The sequence below is a fragment of the Nocardia ignorata NBRC 108230 genome, from assembly GCF_001612905.1.
Classification (GTDB): Bacteria; Actinomycetota; Actinomycetes; order Mycobacteriales; family Mycobacteriaceae; genus Nocardia; species Nocardia ignorata.
Genome location: NZ_BDBI01000011.1, coordinates 133,690 through 152,971, shown reverse-complemented (window position 1 = coordinate 152,971; position 19,282 = coordinate 133,690). Strand labels below are relative to the sequence as shown.

Here is a 19,282-nt window from a genome sequence, read left to right as displayed (position 1 = left end):
TACGGTCCCGCTCCCGTCAGCCAGGAAATCGCGCACGTCAGCGATCTGACTGCGACGAAGCGCGGTCATCGCTCTGCCGACCGCCTCGGCCTTGGAATCAGGCCGATCGTAATGTCAGGGCTGCCCCGGCTTGAGCACGATGAACAGGCCGTTGGCCTCGGCGCAGAGACGGTCACCGTCGTGCATGGTCGCCTTCAGGTACACCTTGCGGCCGTCGCGCCGTTCGGCATGGGCGCGCACGGTGAGTTCACGGTTGAGCGGGGTGACCGACCGGTAGTCGACGGTGAGCGAGGCCGTGCGGGTCACCGCACCGGTGGCCAGGGCGGCGGTCATGCCGAGGATGTCGTCGAAGGCGAGCGAGATGTGCCCGCCGTGCGCGGCCTGGTTGCCGCCCAGGTGGAAGGTGCGGAAGGTGACCTTCGCGGTCACCCCGTCGCGGTCACCGCTGACCACCGTGTACGGCGGCAGGGTGATGTTGCCGCGCGCGGGTAGATCGGTGCGCGTCCAGCTCGGCGAGGACCACTCGTCGACCACGGCCTCGTCGAGGCGGGCATTGAGCTGCTCGAGCGCGACGATCGTCTCCTTGGCCAGCTCGTCGGACGGGTTCGCCAGTCGCGCGCGGTCCATCAGCTCGCGCACCTGCTCGATGAACTCGCCGTAGTGCGGTCCGCCGATCAGGGTGTCGCTCTCGCTCGCGCGCGCTTCGATGAGCTCGGCCATCGGCCGGAAGCCGCCCTCGTGATGCGTCTGGTCGGGCCGCGAGTCGCCGACGTTCTTCTCGTCCATATGCAACACGTTATCGTTTCCGAGCTGGGCGTTCGCGCGGGGGACCACCGCCGGTCGGTTAGGCTCGATGCCGATCATCATCGACGGCGAGAGGCTTGGCATGAGTATCGCGGCGGTTGTGTTCGACATGGACGGTGTGCTGATCGACTCCGAGCCCGTCTGGGAAAAGGTCCGCAAAGACTACGTCACCGTCAATGGTGGTCGCTGGCAACCGGATTCGCAGCAGCGCATGATGGGAATGTCCACCGTGGAGTGGTCGTCGTATCTGGCCGACGACCTCGGTGTCGCCCAACCGGCCGACAAGGTCGCCGCCGACGTCATCGATCTGATGGCCGACGAGTACGCCCAGCGCCTGCCGCTGCTGCCCGGCGCCGTCGACGCCGTTCGCCGCTGCGCCGATTCCTGGAAGCTCGGGCTCGCCAGTTCTTCTCCGGCCTCCCTGATCGCGCTCGTTCTGGAGAAGGCGGGGCTGATGGAGAGTTTCGCGGTCGTGCTGTCCACCGAGGAGGTGGGTCGCGGCAAGCCCGCGCCCGATGTGTACCTCACCGTCGCGCAGCGGTTGGGAGTCGACCCGAAGAACTGTACGGCGGTGGAGGATTCGACCAACGGCCTGCGATCCGCGCACGCCGCGGGGATGCGGGTGATCGCGGTACCTCGCCCGGAGTTCCCGGCCTCGGCCGAGGCGCTCGCCCAGGCCCAGGTGGTGCTCGACGGTCTCGATCAGCTCACCGCCGACGTGATCACCGGCTGATCAGAAACTGCCGGTCACACCGTCGATGCGTTCGCGCAGCAGGTCGGCGTGCCCGTTGTGGCGGGCGTACTCCTCGATCATGTGTAGATACACCCAGCGCAGCGTGTAGCCGTCGGAGCGCCACGGCACCTGGAACACATGGTCGAGGGAGAGGTCGGCGACCGCGGCGTCGCAGGCGGCGACTTCGGCGTGGAACAGGTCGAAGACCTCCGGTGCCGGACGCGAAACCAGGTCGTCGAAGTCGGCGTCGGGTTCGAGTTCGGAGGCGTACACCGGGCCGATGTCCTCGCCGGCGGCCGACACCCGGAACCAGCCCCGTTCGACCTCGGTGAGATGACGAACCAGCCCGAGCAGCGACAGGTTCGACGGCGGAACCGAACGTTTCGCCAGCTGCGCGGCGTCGAGCCCGCCGCATTTGTTGAGCAACGTCTGACGGTGGAAGTCCAACCAGGACTGCAACATCGGGCGTTCGTCGGCGCCGACCAGGGTGCGGGTCGGCACGAGTTCGGGCGCCTGCCAGGTCATGGGTGCGAGGCTAGTCGTCGTCGTCCGATCCCGCAGTCCGATTACCGCGACGATGCCGGTCACGGGTCGGGGGGCGGCGTCCGGCACACTGGCCGGATGGGTGCCGAGCATGTCGACCTGCCCGAGGTCGTGGTCCACGTCGGTGACGGTGCGGGTGCGCCCCGCGCCGTCGACCCCGCCCGCCCCGGCGCCGATGCCGTGAACCCGGCCCCCGATCACCCCTTCCTCCTGCTCACCCGGGGGCCGGACCACATCCAGGCCCGCTACCTGCCCGACGGCACCTACGAGATCGAGCACATCGCGGGCACCGACCACCGCCATCTGTTCACCACCGATGCGGTGCTGGTGCGCGATGTCGTCTGGTCCTGGATCCAGGGCGACACCTGGTGGTCGCACACCGTCGCCTGGACGACCGTCGACCCCGCGCTCGCCGAGATCGACGCCCTCCGTGCCGAACTCACCGACATGCTCGACGGCATGTCCCTGCTCGACAGCGTCACCGACGACCTCGACGCGGCTCTCGCCCGAGCCGACGAACTACTCACCGCCGAACCGGATTTCGACGACGGGTGACGGCGGAAAGGTCGACGCGGTGACGAACCCGCGGCGACCCACCCGTCAGTCCTCGTCGCCCTCGCACCAGTCGTCGAATGCCTCGAACTCGGCCTCGTACTGGGGTGGGACAGAGTCTTCGACCGCGTCCTCGACGGGATCCCACATCCGGTTGCAGTTCTCCGGGGCGGGTGGCCAGGACTCGATGTACTGGACCAGCGGGGTCTTCGGCGCTTCGGGTTCCTCGGCGTTCGCCACCGCGGCCGAGCTCAGGGCGAAGGCACCCGCGACGGCCGCGGCGGTGACGATCCGGTAACCAGCTCTCACAACATCCTCCTGTCTTCGGCGGCACTCCATGCCGGCTCGATTCTGCCTCCGCCTTACCCACGGACCGCTCGTCCAAGCACGCGGGCGCAGCCGTGTCGCGGCATAAGCCACGCTTATGTGCTCGTCGTGGATCGGGATCTACCCGGGGGTGCGTGGCCCGGCGATGGTGGGGAGGTGGATCGCGTAGGAACTGTCGCGCCGGGCCTGGCTCTGGCACTGCTGCTGGCCGCCGTCGCCACCCCGGTGGGTAAGGCGCTGCCGATGGCCGGAGCGCCGGTGGTGGCCCTGATCGCCGGCGCGGTGACCGGAATGTGGTTGCGGCGCAGGGGGAATGCGAGGTTCGAGCCGGGCCTCGACGTGGCCAGGCAGCGGGTGCTCGGGTGGGCCATCGTGCTGCTCGGGCTCGGTCTGCCGATGGGTTCGGTGCTCGGTGTGGGGCGCGAGACCGCTGTCGTACTGGTCGGTACCCTCGCCGCCGGTGCCGTCGCCGCGTTCGTCGCCGGGCGGATGCTCGCCGTGGATCGTGAGTCGGCGACTCTGATCGCCGCCGGGTCGACCATCTGCGGTGCCTCCGCCATCGCGGCTGCGACGGCGGTGCTCCGCCCCGATCGGCAACGGGTGGCCTATGCACTCGGCACCATCTTCGTCTTCAATGTCGTTGCGGTACTCGTCTATCCACCGCTGGGCCGGGCGATCGGGATGTCGCCGCAGGCGTTCGGACTCTGGGCGGGCACCGCCATCAACGACACCTCCTCCGTGCTGGCCGCCGGGGTGGTGTTCGGGGCGGGCGCCGCGCAGTTCGCCGTCGTGGTGAAGCTGGTCCGCAGTCTGGCCATCGTCCCGCTCTGCCTCGGCCTGCATCTGGGGCGGCGACGGCTGGCCGAGCGAACAGGCACAACTGCCGGCTCCCTGCGCGAGAGCTTCCCGCTGTTCGTCGTGATGTTCGTTGCGGCGTCAATCGTCGCCGCCACCGGCATCCTGCCCTCGGCTCTCACCGAGCCACTCGCCGCGACGAGCGGCTGGTTGATCACCGCCGTCCTGGCCGCCATCGGCACGTCCCTGAGCCTGGACCGCCTGCGGTCCGCGGGTCCACGTCCGCTGCTCCTCGGCGGCGCCATCGGCGTGGTGCTCGGCACCTCGAGCCTGGCGCTGATGGCGCTCACCGGCTGGTGCTGAATCCCGAGGTCAGGTGCGTATTCGGCGCCCGGCGGAGATCATCGTGGTTTGCTGGAGAGGTGCGCACACGAAGCCGGATCGCCGCCGCCGCCCTCGGCGCCATGCTGTGGGGCGAGTGGGTGAACCGGCGTGCGTCCCGAACCGAGACGCGCCCCGACACCGGCGGATCGGAGGCGGTGGTCGTGCTCGGATACCGCAATGCCGGTCGCAGCGCCAACGCCATGAACCGATGGCGAGTGCGCGCGGGTCTGCGTTCCCTCGACCCAGGGGCGAGCGAATCGCGGCTGGTCCTGTGCGGCGGTGCCTGCGCGGGGCCCGACACCGAGGCATCGCTGCTGGCCCGCTACGCGCGCGAACGCGGGTACACCGGTGAGCTGGTGCTCGAGGAGAACAGCCGATCCACCTGGGAGAACATCGCCTTCGCCCTCCCGTTCCTGAAGGACGTCGATCGGATCAAGATCGTCTCCCTGCCGACGCACGCCGCCGTCGCACGCCGCTACCTCGCGGAGCAGAGCCCCGAGCTCGCTACCCGCCTGGTGCGCGGGCGCGACTACCGATTCGGGGAGTGGATGCCGCTCAAACCGGTGATCGCGCTCTACGGGGTCGCGAAGCGCCTGCGCCGCACACCCGCGACCGGTGCGTGATGCTGCCACCGGGAACCCCCGACCTCGACGTCCTCGATCTGCTGGTGTCGGTCGCCGAGCTGGGTAGTCTCGGCGCCGCCGCGCGCCGGCACGGCATCACCCAGCCCGCCGCGAGCATGCGCATCAGTGCCCTGGAACGCCGAATGCGGGTCAAACTGCTCGACCGCGGGCCGACCGGATCCGAACTCACCGACGCGGGCCGCGCCGTCGTCGAGCACGCGCGGCCGGTGCTCGCGGCCGTGCGCGACCTCGTCGACGACATCGACCGGCTGCGTGCCGCCCAGGCCACGCGCCTGCGGATCGCCGCATCGAAAACCATTGCCGATCATCGCATTCCGCATTGGCTGGCGGCCTTGCGCACCGACCATCCCGAGGTGATCGTCGCCCTGGACGTCGAGAATTCCACCCAGGTCGCCGCCCTGGTCCGCGACGGCGCCGCCGATGTGGGTTTCGTCGAGGGTCCACACCCGCCGGCCGGGCTCGGCAGCCGGGTGCTCGGCTCCGACGAACTGGTCGTCGTCGTGGCGTGGGACCACCCGTGGGCGCGCCGGAAGGCCCCCGTGACGCTCGCCGAGCTCGCCCACACGGCCCTGCTCTGGCGTGAACCCGGCTCCGGCACCCGCGACACCGTCTGGGACCTGCTCAGCAGCGAGGGCGCACCGGCGGGCCCGGCCGCCGAACTCGGCTCGGCCGCGGCCATCGTCGCCGCCGCGCGAACCGGGATGGCCCCGGCGGTGCTGAGCCGCCTGATCGCCGCACCCGATCTGGCCACCGGCGCCCTGGTCGAGGTGTCCTCGACCGATGCCACCCGCCTCACCCGCAAGTTCCGGGCCATCTGGCGGCGTAGCAGCCCACCGACCGGCCCCGCCGAGCTCCTCGTCGAGCGCGCCGCCCGCCTCGAAGAGGCCCGCCGCTAGCGAATTCGGTCGGTGTGTACCGCTCGGTCCAGCGAAATGGTGCGTCGGCGGCACGGACAGCTCTAGGCTGTATTCGCTACACACTGTGGAGGTTGGATCTATGACGGTCGACATCGTGACCGAACCGGCGCCGGAGGAACTGTGGACCGGATCGGCCCGCTCGGCCGGGACACCGCCCACGTCGATGATCGAGCGGATGACACTCATCCTCGACGCCTTCGACGCGACCACCCCGACCCTCACCCTGCTCGGCCTGGCCGAACGCACCGGCCTGCCCAGATCCACGGTGCATCGCATCCTCGATCAGATGATCCGATTGCGTTGGCTCGCACACACTCCCGGCGGTTACCGGCTCGGGCTGCGGGTGCTCGAACTCGGCGGACTCGCCGCCGAACACAACGAACTACGTGAAGTGGTCGGCCCGCTGCTCTACGACCTCAGCCAGCGCACCGGCCTGGTCGGGCACCTCGCCGTGCTCGACGGCCGCGAGGTGCTGTTCCTGGATCGCGCGGGCAGGCGCGGGCAGGTGGCGATCCCCACCCGCATCGGCGGCCGGTTACCTGCCCACTGCACGGCCCTCGGCAAAGCGCTGCTGGCCACGCTCGAACCCGGCATCGCCGAGGCTTCGCTGCGCGGCAACACCGTCGCCCGCACGGCCCGCACCATCATCGACCGGGTGGAACTGCACCGAGAACTGGCCCGCATCCGGCACCGTCAGGGCGTCGCCGTCGACACCGAGGAATCGCTGCCCGGCGTGGGCTGTGTCGCGGTGCCGATCCGTGGCCGAGGGGTGGCGGTAGCCGCGATCTCGTTGTCGGGCACCGTGAACGGCGACCGCGCCGCGCTCGACACCGCCCGGCTGGCGCGCGCCCTCGCCGAGGTCGCCAACGAGGCATCGCGCGCGCTGACACCCCGGCACGGACGCGGCTGACTAACCCCGGCGCGCCATCGCCCGGCCCGCGGCGCGGCCGGAGAAGATGCAGCCGCCGAGGAACGTGCCCTCGAGCGCGTTGTACCCGTGCACACCGCCGCCGCCGAACCCGGCGACCTCACCGGCGGCGTACAGGCCGTCGAACACCGAACCGTCCGGGCGCAGCACCTGCGAGTCGAGGTCGGTCTGCAAGCCGCCCAACGTCTTACGGGTCAGCACATTGAGCCGCACCGCGATGAGCGGGCCGTGGGCCGGATCCAGGATGCGATGCGGGGTGACCACCCGCTGCAACTTGTCACCGATGTACTTGCGGGCGGCGGTGATCGCCGCGATCTGCGCGTCCTTGGTGAAGGGGTTGGTCACCTCGCGATCGCGTGCGACGATCTGCCGTTCCAGTTCGGCGGCATCGAGCTTCGGTCCGCGCGCGATCTCGTTCATGCCGTCCACCAGGGCGGGGAGCGAGTCGGCGACCACGAAGTCCACACCGTGCTGCTTGAACGCCTCGACCGGACCCGGTGCGCCCTTGGCGAGGCGGCTGCGCAGCGTGAGCTTCCAGTCCTTGCCGGTGATGTCGGGGTTCTGCTCCGAGCCGGAGAGGGCGAACTCCTTCTCGATGATGGTCTGGTTCAGCACGAACCAGGAGTAGTCGTAGCCGGTCGACAGGATCTGGCGCATCGTGGCATTGGTGTCGAAGCCGGGGAAGCACGGTGCGGGCATGCGTCGGCCGTTCGCGTCGAACCACAGCGGCGACGGACCGGGCAGGATGCGGATGGCGTGATCGGGCCACACCGGATCCCAGTTGTTGATGCCCTCGGTGTAGTGCCACATGCGATCACGGTTCACCAGCGCCGCGCCCGCGCTCTCGGAGATGCCGAGCATCCGCCCGTCGACGTAGGCCGGTACGCCCGAGATCATCGTCTCCGGGCACGGGCCGAGGCGCTCGGTCGGCCAGTTGCGCCGGATGATGTCGTGCGCGTGCCCGATGCCGCCCGTGCTCACCAGCACCGCAGGCGCCTGGAAGTCGAAGTCGCCGACCACGTCCCGGTTCGAGGCGACACCACGCTCGGTATCGCTCGGCGCGAGCACGCTGCCGCGCACACCGGTGACCGCGCCGTCGGTGACCACCAGTTCGTCGACCCGGTGGCGGAACGCGAACCGCACCAGGCCCTTGGCCTCACCGGCCAGCACGGGCTCGAGGAACACCCGCAGGACCTCCGGACCGGTGCCCCAGGTGAGGTGGAAACGGGGGACCGAATTGCCGTGGCCGTCGGCGAGGGAGCCGCCGCGTTCGGCCCAGCCGACGATCGGTGTGATGCGTAAACCCAAGGCGTGCAGGTAGTCCCGCTTCTCGTCGGTCGCGAAGCGAACGTAGGCGCGTGCCCACTCCACAGCCATGCTGTCCTCGCCGTCGAGGCGATCGAAACCGGCCGACCCCATCCAGTCCTGCAGGGCGAGGTCGTAGGAATCCTTGATGCCGAGGCGGCGCTGCTCGGGGGTGTCGACCAGGAACAGCCCACCCAGCGACCAGAACGCCTGCCCACCCAGATTGGCGCGGTTCTCCTGATCGACCACGAGCACCCTGCGTCCGGCCAGCACCAGCTCGTGGGTGGCGACCAGGCCCGCGAGCCCGGAGCCGACCACGATCGCGTCGGGGGAGAAATCATCGGTGGGCTGGGGTGCTGCGCTAGACATGTAGGAAAGCTAGCATTGCTGCGACGGTGACCGGGGGGAGTCCTGGAATTCACCTGACCAGCGATGTTCACCGAAGAAAGGCTCGAGAAACCATGAAGGTCCGGATCCGCGCGGGCGCCGCCGTGCTCGCCCTCGCCGTGCTGGCGTCCCTCGGCGCCACCTCCTGCGGCAAGTCACGCTGGTGCGAACGCGACCTCGGCGATGTGCACGTGGCCGACTCCTACTGCGAGAAGAACACCCCCGGCTACGAGTGGGAACCCGACAACGACAAGCCGAAGTACAAAAAGAAGTCCAAGAAGAAGTAAATCCCTCGGGCGGCCCTGTGCCGCAGGCGATCCGAGACGCAACCGTGGCGCAAGGGATGCGCAACGCATGCCGTGCCGATGCCGATGACCGGGTATTCCACCTCTGAGCACCCCGAATGCCGTTGCGGCAGGCGGTAACTGCTCGGTTCTCTAATCCTCACAACGGCGTGAGCAGGTGGTCCCCATGGCCTATCGGAAGGTAATGCGTATCGGTTGGAAGCGCACAGCGACAATGCTGTCGGTGTTGCTTCTCGCCACGGGAATCGGTTCGGCGATAACGCCCGGACCTACGGCGTGGGCACAGGGTTGTGCCGCAGTGGACGTCGTAATCGCCCGTGGCACAACAGAGCCCGGATATCTAGGGGCCGCCGTCGGGGACCCGCTCTACGCGGTCCTGCGCGAGCATCTGGCGGTGGACACCAGTGCGCATCGCGTGGAATACCCCGCAGATCTACTGGTGCCGTCCTCGGTGAGCGACGGAACCCGCGCCATGACAGGCCATCTCGTCGCCCGCTCGGCCGCCTGCCCGGACCAGCGTTACATTCTGGTCGGCTATTCGCAGGGTGCGGTGGTCACCCACGGTGTGCTGGGTTCTCCTGCCGCACTGGTACTTCCGGGGATGTGGACTCTCCCGCCCGAGCTGTCCCACCGTGTCCTCGCGGTGCTGCTGTTCGGCGACCCACTCCGCCTCGTCGGCGCAACGGTCCACCCGTGGTACGCGGATCGCACGCAGAACTACTGTGCCGCAGGCGATCCGGTGTGTGCGGGCGGCATCTTCCCCGCCGCCCACGGCACCTACGAATGGGCCTTCGCCGATGCGGCGGGACAGGTGAACGCCCGGCTGTGAAGTCGCCCGCCGGGGTCGGCGACCGGTAGTCCAGAATCGGGAGATGGCGAGCGAGAACATGATGCTGATCCACGATCCCGAGCTGCTGGACCGGGGCGAGCGGGTGCTGGGCGAGGAGTTCCGGGCCATGCACGAGCGGGTGCTCGCGGTCACCGCGATGACGTCGAGGCTCAACGCACTGCCCTTCGACGACGAAGCGGGAAAGGCGGAACTGCTCGAGCAGATCCTCGGGCGTCCGCTGCCCCCGAAGCTCACGATCTACCCGCCCTTCTACACCGACCACGGACTCGGTCTCGACATCGGGGAACGGGTCTTCGTCAACCAGGGGTGCACGTTCCTCGACTACGCGGGGATCCGGCTGGGCTCCGGCGTGATGATCGGCCCCAAGGCCACCTTCATCACCATGGGACACCCGGTCGACCCCGAGGAACGGCGCCGGTTTCTCACCGGCGCACCGATCGATGTAGCCGACAATGTCTGGATCGGCGCCGGGGCGACAATTCTGCCCGGCGTCAGTATCGGACGCGACTCGGTGATCGCGGCCGGCGCGGTGGTCGGTGACGACGTGCCGGAGCGGAGCCTGGTGGCCGGTCCCAAGGCGTCGGTCCTGCGCACGTGGTGACACCGGCATTCGCGGACGGAAAGTGACCGCGATGGCTTCTATCGTGCGGTTATGGGAAATCGAACGAAGAGGATCGTGGTCACCACGCCCACGGGACACGTGGGGTCGCGGGTGGTGCGGCTGTTGGTGCAGGCGGGAGTTCGGCCGCGGGTGCTGATGCGGCACCCGGGGCGGCTCGACGATGGCGTTCGGAAACTGGTCGACGTGGTACAGGCCGACCAGGGGGACGCGGACGCCGTGGTGCGGGCCACCGAGGGGGCAGATCGGTTGTTCTGGGTCGACCCGCCCGCGCTGGTAGACGGTGATCCGGTAGCCGGCTACGCGCTGATGGGTGCCTCCGCGGCGCGGGCCGTAGTCGAGAACAGCATCGAGAAGACGGTGTTCCTCAGCAGCGGGGGAGCCGAGAAACGTTCCGGCGCAGGAGAAATCGACGGACTCGCACGCACCGAGGAGCTACTCGACGCCACCGGTGCCGACGTGCTGCATCTGCGATGCGGATACTTCTTCACGAACCTGCTGCCCCAACTCGACGAGATCCGGGCGGGCACCCTGTCCACGCCCTGGCCACTGGACCACGCCATGCCGTGGGTCGATCCGCGCGATATCGGCGAGGTCGCCGCGGTGCGCTTGCTGTCCGACGACTGGTCGGGCCGCGTCGTCCAGGCGGTCCACGGACCCGAGGATCTCACCTTCGCGCGCGTGGCCGAGATCCTCGGCGCACAACTCGGGCGCGACGTCACCCCGATCCACCTCTCCGACCGGGAGTTCCGCAACGCCCTGCGATCAGCGGGGCTCGGTGACGGCCAGATCGACGGAATCGCCGGAATGGCAGCGGGTCTCAGCACGAACTACATCCCGGAGGACCCCCGAACCCTGCTCACCACCACGCCGACGACTCTGGCCGAGTGGGTCTGCCGTCAGCTGCGCTGATCACCGATCCCGCCCTCACACCACGCGGGCGAGGCCGCGGGATGTATGGCCGACCCGACCCGACCCGGTCACGACACCCCCCGACACAGCGAGTGTCGTGACCGGGACTCAGATCACCAGTGGACGCCGGGCAGCATCCGGCTCATCCGCGCGGCCGGACTCGGAACCACCATCAGCGGGGCGAGGACCGGGCCGAGGACCGTGAGGGGTCCACGCGACGGCTCGGCTGTCTCGGCGGGTTCCGCGATGACCGGTTCCTGCTTGCCCTGCGACGCGGTCGATTCACCGAAGAGGCGGTACCCGGTGTGCATGATGGTCCGTTTCAGCGACGGCAGGAACATCTCGACCGCCTGCGAGAACGTGCCGACAGGCGTGTCGATGCGGTCGGGGCGTTCGAGCAGGGCGCGGACCACGATCCCCGCCGCCCGCTCCGGATCCGGCAGCGGCAGCGCCCGGTAGATCTCGGTCGGCGCGATCATGGGGGTGCGCACCAGCGGCATCCGGATGGAGGTGAAAGTGATTCCGGCGTCACGGTTCTCGACCGCGGCGATGTCGCTGAAATTGTCCAGCGCCGACTTGCTCGCGGCGTACGCGGCGAAGCGCGGCACCTTGGTCTGCACCGCGATCGAGGAGATGTTCACGATGTGGCCGAAGTGGCGTTCGCGCATCGACGGCAGCAGTGCGAGGATGAGCCGCACCGCACCGAAGTAGTTCACCGCCATGGTCCGCTCGAAATCGTGCATGCGGTCCACCGAATTGGCCACCGAGCGCCGGATCGAACGGCCCGCGTTGTTCACCAGGTAGTCGACGTGGCCGTGCTCGGCGAGCACCGTCTGCACCAGCGCGCCGACGGCCGTGGCATCGGTGATGTCGCACGGGTAGGCGAAAGCCGACCCACCGTCGGCCCGAATGGATTCCGCTGCGGCAGTGAGATCTTCGACGCCGCGCGCCACCATCAGCACCACCGCGCCACGACGCGCGACAGCATGCGCGGTGGCCAGGCCGATGCCCGACGACGCGCCGGTGATGAGCACCGTGCGGCCCGAGAGCGGATGTGCCCCGGACTCGACACGGCCACGCTGCGGATCGAGGTTGGCCCGCCAGAAGTCCCACAGCCGGGCGGCGTAGGTCTCGAAGGCGGGCACCGCGAGCCCGGGCAGCAGCGCCCGCGTGGAGTCCGAGACGAACTCGGCGGTGAAACCGACATGCGGCGCCACCTCCGCGGGAATGCCCGCCTGCTCGAACAGGAAGTCGCGCACCGCGTGCGCGCCGGGCACCTGACCGAGCCCGCGCAGCGCGAACGCACTGCCCGGCACGGTCCCGATCCCGGTCGGCCCGCCCGCCGCGCTCGCCAACGCACGGTAGATCTCGCCGAACGGCTGCGGCTGCGGGTTGACCAGGTGGAATGTGCGCCCGTCCAGCCCCGGGCGGCGCACCAGGCGGACCATCGCCTCGGCGACGTAGTCGACCGGAACCACATTGGTGGCACCCAGATCGGGCAGCGGCAGCGGCAGTTCGGCGGGCAGGTCCGACAGTGCCGCGATCGCCGGGAAGAAGTAGTACGGGCCGTCGATCTTGTCCATCTCGCCGGTACGCGAATCACCGACGACGATGGCGGGGCGATACACCCGCCACCGCACGTCGCCGGCCTCGCGGACCAGCTTCTCGGCCGCGAACTTGGTGCGGTGATAGGGCGAGGTGAGGTTCTGGCCGAGGTCGAAATCCTCCTCGAAGAACTTGCCGTGATGATCGCCCGCCACCGCCACCGAGGACACGTGGTGCAGGACCGCACCGAGCCTGCGGGCCAGCTCGATCACCGCGCGGGTGCCGTTCACATTGGCCGCGTGGGCGGATTCCTCGTCGGCGGTCATGTCGTAGACCGCGCCGAGGTGCAGCACATGGTCGGCGCGCGGCGGCTCGTCGCCCAGGCCGAGTCCCTCGGCGGTCAGGTCGCCGACCAGGGCGAACACGCGATCGCCGTCGGGATGCTGCGCGTTGAGCGCGGTGAACTTGGCCAGCGACTCGGCGCGCACCAGCACGTGCACGATCGCGGCCGGGTCGGCGGCGAGCAGCTCACGTACCACTCGCCGACCGAGAAAACCGGTACCGCCCGTCACGATGTAGGAAACCATCGCCCCTCCTGAAAATGTCTCGAAACACGGTGTGCGCAAAAGTGATCCGGCATGCGGCGGTGGATGTGGGGATCACGAGAACCCGGGAACGTCGTCGTCCGGGTGGGGCTAACCGTACTCGTCGGTAACAAAGGGGGCAAGCGACGGGGTGTCTGTCACCGTGTGGGAATTGTCACCCGTCGTCGCAGGTCAAAGGGTATGTGTGACAGCTGATTTCCGTAACTCCGAGTTTCGGGCAACTTCTCGCTAACGGTGCGCGGCGAGTACTCCGGCGACGGTGTCGGCCATCCTGGCGCGGAATCTGTCGGGGGCGAAGCTGTCGGCGTGGGCGCGGATCTTCGCGGAATCGTAGATGCCCGAATCGAAGTCGCGCATCCGTTCGGCGAGGGCGGCGACGACCGCGTCGTCGTGGCCCGGCGGCACGTATTCGCCGGTCACGCCGGGTCGCACCGTGTCGAGCGAGCCACCCGCACCGACCGCGAGCACCGGCGTTCCACAGGCCATGGCCTCCACGGGGACGATGCCGAAGTCCTCGATGCCCGGCATCAGCAGCGCCCGGCAGCGCCGGTACATGTCCTGCAGGACGTCGGCGGAGGTGGCGCCGAGGAACGTGGTCTCCGGTCCGGCGAGCTCTTCGAGTTGGTCCCGGAAACGGCCTTCGCCGAGCACGACCAGCCGCACGCCCGCGCGCTGAGCCGCGCGGATCGCCAGATCCGCGCGCTTGTAGGGCACGAGCCTGCCCGCGCACAGGAAGAAGTCCTCCCGCGCGACCCCGGGATCGGGCGTGAAGCGGCCGACCTGCACCGGCGGATTCACGACGGAGGCGGGTAAACCCCACCAGTCTCGTACCCGGTCGGCGACGGCATGCGAGTTGGCGACCACATGGGTGAGGCGGGGTGCGGCGCGCAATTCGCCACGGCGAGCGAGTGTTCCGAGCGCACCGAGTGCGAGCTGACCCAGCCGGCCGCCCGCTTCCTGGGCGCGGAATTCCCGATCCCACGCCCACCGTGCCGGGCTGTGCACATAGGCGACCACGGGTGCGTCGGTGGCGAGCGCGGCCTGGGTGGCGAAGGCATGGTGGCTCACCACGACCACGTCGAAGTCGCGAAGCGGCATGCGCCGCAACGCTCGCGGCACCAGCGGTAGCAGGGGAGCGTGCCTGCCGCCGGTGACGGTGTGGGCGCGGCTGAGCCAGGTGTCGTGCACCGCGCGCACCGGCTCGCGCAGCCCGCCGGGCGCCACGATGGGCGCGAATACCTCGGCGTCGGGCCAGGTTTCGACGAACTCGCCGACCACGGCTTCCGAGCCGCCGAATTCGGTGAATCGTTCGTGGACGATGGCGACACGGGTCATGGGGAGGTTCTCGTTTCGATCCGGCGGGGTGCGGCGGTGCGGCGCAACGCGGGCGCGACCGGGCGGCCACGCAGCAGCCCGTCGACGGAGCCGCGCTCCACCGCGCGGCGATATACCTCGGCGGCCCTGGCGCACGCGGAGACCGTGTCGGCGACGGCCTCGGCGTCGTGGGCGGCGGAGGTGACGAAGGACTGTCCGAGCACGCCGTGCTCGAGCAGTTCCTGCAGGAACAGGGTCCGAAAGGCCTGCGACGGGCTGCCTTCGGCGTCGAGGGTGCGGAATATCAGGCACGACGGGCGGCCGCGCACCTGGAGGTGGTCGGTGATGCCGTGTTCGGCGGCGACGGCGTTCACGCCGTCGGCGAGGGCTCGGCCCGCCTCTTCCATGCGGGCGATCGGGCCCTCGGTGCGGTAGGCGTGCACCACGGCGCGGAACGCCGCGAGCGAGGCGGTTTCGGGGCCGTGGGTGGTGGAGAGCAGGAACACCCGGTCGCGATCGGTGCGCAGGCCGCCGAGTTCCATGTACTCGCGTTTGCCCGCGAGTGCGGACAGCGGGAATCCGTTGCCCATCGCCTTGCCCCAGCACGACAGATCGGGTGTCACCCCGTAGACCGCTTGGGCGCCGCCTGCCGACCACCGGAAGCCGGTGATCATCTCGTCGAACACCAACAGCGTCCCGTGCCGATCACACAGTGCGCGAACGCCTTCCAGATATCCGGGTAGCGGCTCGGCCAGCGCGGTCGCCGCCTCGAGGAAGACCGCCGCCACCGCGTCGCCCGCCAGGACCGCCGCGAGCGCGTCGAGATCGTTGTAGGGGAATGTCACGGTGTCGACGGCGGGGATGCCTGCGGACATGTCGGTGGTGCCGATGAACCAGTCGTCGACGGAGAAGAACGGCTGTGCGCAGACCGCGACGGTGGTTCGCCCGGTGACCGCGCGGGCGAGCCGAACGGCCGCCGTGGTGGCGTCGGAGCCGTTCTTGGCGAACTTCACCATGTCGGCGCCCGGTACCAGGTCCAGGAAGTCCTGTGCGGCAAGCAGTTCCAGTTCGGTGGGGCGGGAGAAGCTCATGCCGTCGGCGGCGGCCTCGGTGGCCGCACGCAGGACCGGTTCGTATCCGTGGCCGAGGGTGACCGACCGCAATCCCATCCCGTATTCCACGAACTCGTTGCCGTCGGCATCCCAGACGCGAGCGCCCTTGCCGCGCACCAGGACCGGCGCCATCGACTCGGGGTACTGGTCGGTGCCACGGGCATAGGTATGCGCGCCGCCGGGTACGAGGTCGTGCAGACGCGCCTGGATTTCGGTGCTGCGGGTGAAGTCGCGCATCAGGTGAGCCCCCAGAGATCGTGATCGGCACACAGTCCGCTCGGTCCGCGATGAGCCCTCAGCAGCCCCTCGTGGGCGAAACCGGCGGCGGCGACCACCGCGGCGGTGACGGTGTCGCCGACGGGAATCTCGGCCGCCATCCGCCGCACACCCAGCTCCGCGAAAGCGTGCTCGACGACCGAGCGCAGGGCTGCCGCCCACAGTTCGGGTTCGACCCGGAATGGATCGACCCAGGTGTAGAGCCCGGTGGCCTGGCACGGCAGCGGTGAATCGTAGAGGTGGAACTCGCCTGCGTAAGTACCGTTCACGTCGAGTACGAGGCGCAGTCCACTCGGTGATCGGAGGCCGAACCGGGTGTGCCACAGCGTGCGATACCACTGGGCGCGGCTCTTCGACCGGTCTTGCCGGGCCGAGGAACCTTCCTCGGTGCCGAGCCCCTCCTGCCGGGACCGGGGGAACGAGCTCGTCGCCGTCACCCTTGTGCGTCTCACCCGACTCCACTGCGCCCTGTCCTTGCGAGTCAGGGTGCGCACCACCGTGTTCGGAGCCTCGGGGACGGTCAGCGCAACCGGGGCGGCGGGACGGTAGCGCCGCAGCTTCTCCCGCACAGACCACACCGACCATCGCAAGGCGGCCAGTGCGACCACCGCGCGCGGTACGCCTGTATTCGCCGCGACTGCGCCCGGTGCGGTGCTCGGCGGGTAGGACGACTCGGAAGGTCTCGGCTCCACGACAGGAACGTCCGCTGGATCGGCCGGAACGAGCGGCGGCAGTTGCGCGGCCGCCAGATCGGCGGGGGTCAGTGCCCACAGTGTGTGGTCCTTGCGCGCACCGCCCGCGTCGTAGGCCCGGACCATCGTCGCCTCGTGCCGGAAGCCCAGACCCCGCAGGCAGCGCAGCGCCGGGTCGTTGTCGATGGACACCGGGGCGAGCACCCGCGCCACCCCGTGCACGCGGAACATGTAGTCGCACAGCAACAGCAGGGCCCGGCCGATCAGCCCACGACCGGCCGCACCGGCATCGATCCAGGCGCCGGCCTCCGCCGTCGCCGAGTCGGCGTCGATGATCGTGTACTCGATCTGCCCCGAGAACCGCCCGTCGACCTCGATCACGCCGACGAACCGGCGACCGGCCCGCATATCGGCCCAAGCCACGAGGCACTCGCGCGCCCAGATCCGTGGCGTGTGCCGCTGCTCCCAGCTCAGCGGTGAGGTGCCCCAGTGCGGTTCGATCCAGGCCCGGTCACGCAACCTGATCTCACGCCACCGGTCGAAGTCCGACAATCGCGGCGGGCGCAGGCGAACGAGGCTGTGGCCGTGGCGGATCGGGCCGAAGGTCGGGCTCGACATCGCGGTCGGGGCCTCGGCGGTCGTGGGCGACACTGCGCCTCAGTTCTCGCGCGGACCGGGCGACTTCGGCACCGGTGCCGCCCGCACCGGCCATTGCCGTGGCAGCACCGTCGTCTCGGGGTCGTAGTGGACACTCGCGCTGCTCGTCACGTGCGGCACGGTGGCGGTGTCGGTGCGCGCCGGTGGTGTCGGCGTGACAGGCTGTGAATCGACGGGTTCCGGCTTCTTCGGATCCGGGGTCGGCGAGGCCTGTTTCGCCGGATCCGGCTTCGCCCCGCCGCGACGAAGACCACCACGCCGGACGATCGCGCCACGAGCGAGCACCACCGACTCCGCGACGATGATCAATGTGGCCAGCGCCGCGAACAGGCCCTCCTGCACCGGATGCGGGGCGACGAGTTCCGAGCGGGGGTTCGCCACCACTGTGAGGCGCGGCATGCCGAGCACCTGCCGGAATTCCATCTCGCGGGCCACATCCCTGGCATCGAAGCTCAGTTCGGGGCGCAGCGGGTCGTCGGCGAGGCGTTTGGTGAAGGTGTCCTCCACCGCGCGCCGATGCGTCTCGAGGTCGGCCGCCGAACGGGCGATGGCCTCGGTGCGCATCTGCGAGGCGACACTGTCCAGGGACTGCTGCACCGCGAAGACCAGCTTCTCGGCTTGCTCGGGCGACCCCGCCTGCGCCTTGATGATCAACAGCGAGGGCGCGGGACCGGTCATGGCCGAAACCCGTGGCCGCAGATCCTGTTCCGACGGCGCGAGCCCGTTCTTCACCACATCCGAAAGCACCCGGCTCTCGGTGACCAGGACGATGTAGGGCTGGGTGAGTTCGTTGAAGACCGCACCGATGGACTGCTGCGAGATCTGCGCGGTCAGGCTGGCTTCGTAGGTGCGTGGACTGCCGTCGCGCACCACCCACACCACACCACCGACGATCGCGGCGACGACCAGGGCGATCGGCAGGGCGCGCAGCAGCTTGCGCAGATGGTCGGCAATGTTCACCCCGGACATGGCCGGGGAATCGGCACCCGTGTCCGCCGGGTCGGTCTCGCTCACGCTGTCCCCACATTTCGCCGATCTTGTGCAGCGATGTTAGCTGGGGTTCCACTGTCTGGCGAACTCTGAGCCCTGTGGCGAGCGTCATGAGTACCCGTACTGGTAATCGTGAAACATTGTCGCCCGTCGTCTCGATGTGAATGTCGATTGCTCGGCGGGTACTGTGCACGCGAACGGGCACCCGGCGCGCGACGCGGGCTCGCTGAATGTCTTGGAGGATATGCTGTGGTGGGGGTGCCCGTATCGGTCTGCGTCCCGGCATTCAACGCGGCGCGCACCATCACCGAGACCATCGATTCGATCCGTGCCCAGGAGTTCGGGGATTTCGAGATCGTTGTCCTCGACAACGCCAGCACCGACGGCACCGGTGAACTGGTCCGATCCATCGACGACGAACGGATCCGGCTCCACAGCAACGACACCGTGCTCCCGATGACCCAGAACTGGAACCGGGTGATGAGTCTCGCCGGTGGCGAGCTGGTGAAATTGGTCTGCGCCGACGACCTCATCACCCCGGATTGTCTGTCGGCACAGGTGGAGACGTTGCGCGACCCACGAATCGCCGTCGCGGGTGCGAAATTCGACATCATCGACGACGACGGCACCGTCCTGGCCAGAGCTCGTGGGCTCGCCGGGCTGATCGGGTGCAAGTCCTCGCGAGCGGCGCTACGCACCTTCGTGCGCAGACTGCCCGACGACCTGTGTCCCACCGCCGCGTTCCTGTTCCGCCGCCGCGAGTTCGAGGCGACCGGCGGCTTCCGTACCGATTTCTTCTACGCCATGGACATCGACCTGGTCGCGCGGCTGTGCGCGCACGGCGGGTTCTACGGCCACAACCGCCCGCTCGCGGTGAACCGGGCGTCGATCTTCAACCATTCCTCCACCACCTCGACGCTGAGCAAGTTCTCCGACGTGGTGCGCTTCAACCATCACGCGCGCCGCGAATACCGAGATCTGGTGCGTCCGGTCGACGTGCTCGCCGGCGATGCCACCGTGGTCCGGCAGGCGCTGGTCCGCCTCGGCGCGCGGGCCAGGCAGCTGGCCGGGCGGGGCTGAGGCGTG

20 protein-coding genes are annotated in these 19,282 nt (G+C 69.3%); 11 read left to right on the top strand and 9 right to left on the bottom strand.

The genetic code is table 11. The features are described from left to right. Positions 1 to 114 precede the first annotated feature (114 nt). Complete coding sequence (locus tag NI2_RS10060) at positions 115 to 786, bottom strand: PaaI family thioesterase (RefSeq protein WP_067489130.1); 672 nt, start codon at positions 784 to 786, stop codon at positions 115 to 117. Positions 787 to 853: 67 nt separating this feature from the next. Here NI2_RS10060 and NI2_RS10055 point away from each other — a divergent pair, with 67 nt between their 5' ends. After that, positions 854 to 1,537: an HAD family hydrolase gene (locus NI2_RS10055; RefSeq protein ID WP_307656847.1), complete on the top strand. Its 684-nt coding sequence runs from the start codon at positions 854 to 856 to the stop codon at positions 1,535 to 1,537. Here NI2_RS10055 and NI2_RS10050 read toward each other — a convergent pair whose 3' ends face one another. Further along, the gene (locus tag NI2_RS10050) at positions 1,538 to 2,062 is read right to left on the bottom strand and encodes a DinB family protein (RefSeq protein ID WP_067489127.1); all 525 of its coding nucleotides are present in this window, start codon (positions 2,060 to 2,062) and stop codon (positions 1,538 to 1,540) included. A 96-nt stretch (positions 2,063 to 2,158) separates the two neighbouring features. On the opposite strand from NI2_RS10050, the gene NI2_RS10045 reads away from it, so the two are divergent. Continuing rightward, a complete protein-coding gene (locus tag NI2_RS10045) occupies positions 2,159 to 2,635 on the top strand; it encodes a hypothetical protein (RefSeq protein WP_133734088.1) in 477 nt (158 codons plus the stop codon). A gap of 45 nt (positions 2,636 to 2,680) precedes the next feature. On the opposite strand, the gene NI2_RS10040 is transcribed toward NI2_RS10045, so the two are convergent. Beyond that, complete coding sequence (locus tag NI2_RS10040) at positions 2,681 to 2,941, bottom strand: hypothetical protein (protein WP_067488748.1); 261 nt, start codon at positions 2,939 to 2,941, stop codon at positions 2,681 to 2,683. A 174-nt stretch (positions 2,942 to 3,115) separates the two neighbouring features. Between NI2_RS10040 and NI2_RS10035 the strand changes: the two genes are divergently transcribed. The 4 genes from NI2_RS10035 to NI2_RS10020 all read left to right on the top strand — a co-directional run bounded on the left by NI2_RS10035 (position 3,116) and on the right by NI2_RS10020 (position 6,609). Then, a complete protein-coding gene (locus NI2_RS10035) occupies positions 3,116 to 4,117 on the top strand; it encodes a YeiH family protein (RefSeq protein WP_067488746.1) in 1,002 nt (333 codons plus the stop codon). A 59-nt stretch (positions 4,118 to 4,176) separates the two neighbouring features. Next, positions 4,177 to 4,761 (top strand): YdcF family protein, encoded by a 585-nt coding sequence (locus NI2_RS10030; protein WP_067488744.1) that lies wholly within the window; start codon positions 4,177 to 4,179, stop codon positions 4,759 to 4,761. Next, positions 4,758 to 5,678 (top strand): LysR substrate-binding domain-containing protein, encoded by a 921-nt coding sequence (locus NI2_RS10025; RefSeq protein ID WP_067488739.1) that lies wholly within the window; start codon positions 4,758 to 4,760, stop codon positions 5,676 to 5,678. The genes NI2_RS10030 and NI2_RS10025 overlap by 4 nt, the downstream gene beginning before the upstream one ends. Positions 5,679 to 5,778: 100 nt before the next feature. After that, positions 5,779 to 6,609, top strand: a complete 831-nt coding sequence (locus NI2_RS10020) for an IclR family transcriptional regulator (protein ID WP_067488737.1) — start codon at positions 5,779 to 5,781, stop codon at positions 6,607 to 6,609. On the opposite strand, the gene NI2_RS10015 is transcribed toward NI2_RS10020, so the two are convergent. After that, the gene (locus NI2_RS10015; protein ID WP_067488736.1) at positions 6,610 to 8,301 is read right to left on the bottom strand and encodes an FAD-binding dehydrogenase; all 1,692 of its coding nucleotides are present in this window, start codon (positions 8,299 to 8,301) and stop codon (positions 6,610 to 6,612) included. A gap of 92 nt (positions 8,302 to 8,393) precedes the next feature. Here NI2_RS10015 and NI2_RS10010 point away from each other — a divergent pair, with 92 nt between their 5' ends. The 4 genes from NI2_RS10010 to NI2_RS09995 all read left to right on the top strand — a co-directional run bounded on the left by NI2_RS10010 (position 8,394) and on the right by NI2_RS09995 (position 11,005). Continuing rightward, positions 8,394 to 8,606, top strand: coding sequence for a hypothetical protein (locus tag NI2_RS10010; protein WP_067488734.1), 213 nt, complete (start codon positions 8,394 to 8,396; stop codon positions 8,604 to 8,606). Positions 8,607 to 8,922: 316 nt separating this feature from the next. Next, entirely contained in the window at positions 8,923 to 9,453 is a 531-nt protein-coding gene (locus NI2_RS10005) for a cutinase family protein (RefSeq protein ID WP_243749955.1), read from the top strand. A 43-nt stretch (positions 9,454 to 9,496) separates the two neighbouring features. Then, on the top strand, positions 9,497 to 10,075 hold the full coding sequence (locus NI2_RS10000) for a sugar O-acetyltransferase (RefSeq protein ID WP_067488729.1): 579 nt from the start codon (positions 9,497 to 9,499) through the stop codon (positions 10,073 to 10,075). A gap of 51 nt (positions 10,076 to 10,126) precedes the next feature. Then, entirely contained in the window at positions 10,127 to 11,005 is an 879-nt protein-coding gene (locus NI2_RS09995) for an NmrA family NAD(P)-binding protein (RefSeq protein WP_067488727.1), read from the top strand. 113 nt (positions 11,006 to 11,118) lie between these two features. On the opposite strand, the gene NI2_RS09990 is transcribed toward NI2_RS09995, so the two are convergent. The 5 genes from NI2_RS09990 to NI2_RS09970 all read right to left on the bottom strand — a co-directional run bounded on the left by NI2_RS09990 (position 11,119) and on the right by NI2_RS09970 (position 18,220). Further along, complete coding sequence (locus tag NI2_RS09990) at positions 11,119 to 13,137, bottom strand: SDR family oxidoreductase (protein WP_067488726.1); 2,019 nt, start codon at positions 13,135 to 13,137, stop codon at positions 11,119 to 11,121. A gap of 246 nt (positions 13,138 to 13,383) precedes the next feature. Further along, complete coding sequence (locus tag NI2_RS09985; RefSeq protein WP_067488721.1) at positions 13,384 to 14,490, bottom strand: glycosyltransferase; 1,107 nt, start codon at positions 14,488 to 14,490, stop codon at positions 13,384 to 13,386. After that, on the bottom strand, positions 14,487 to 15,818 hold the full coding sequence (locus tag NI2_RS09980; RefSeq protein WP_067488719.1) for a glutamate-1-semialdehyde 2,1-aminomutase: 1,332 nt from the start codon (positions 15,816 to 15,818) through the stop codon (positions 14,487 to 14,489). Before NI2_RS09980 ends, NI2_RS09985 begins: the two co-directional genes overlap by 4 nt. Next, positions 15,818 to 17,200 carry a GNAT family N-acetyltransferase gene (locus NI2_RS09975; RefSeq protein WP_067488717.1) on the bottom strand — a complete coding sequence of 461 codons (1,383 nt, stop codon included), beginning with the start codon at positions 17,198 to 17,200 and terminating at the stop codon, positions 15,818 to 15,820. Before NI2_RS09975 ends, NI2_RS09980 begins: the two co-directional genes overlap by 1 nt. Positions 17,201 to 17,206: 6 nt before the next feature. Beyond that, a complete protein-coding gene (locus NI2_RS09970) occupies positions 17,207 to 18,220 on the bottom strand; it encodes a hypothetical protein (protein WP_067488715.1) in 1,014 nt (337 codons plus the stop codon). A gap of 228 nt (positions 18,221 to 18,448) precedes the next feature. Between NI2_RS09970 and NI2_RS09965 the strand changes: the two genes are divergently transcribed. Further along, a complete protein-coding gene (locus NI2_RS09965) occupies positions 18,449 to 19,276 on the top strand; it encodes a glycosyltransferase family 2 protein (RefSeq protein WP_243749954.1) in 828 nt (275 codons plus the stop codon). Positions 19,277 to 19,282 lie beyond the last annotated feature (6 nt).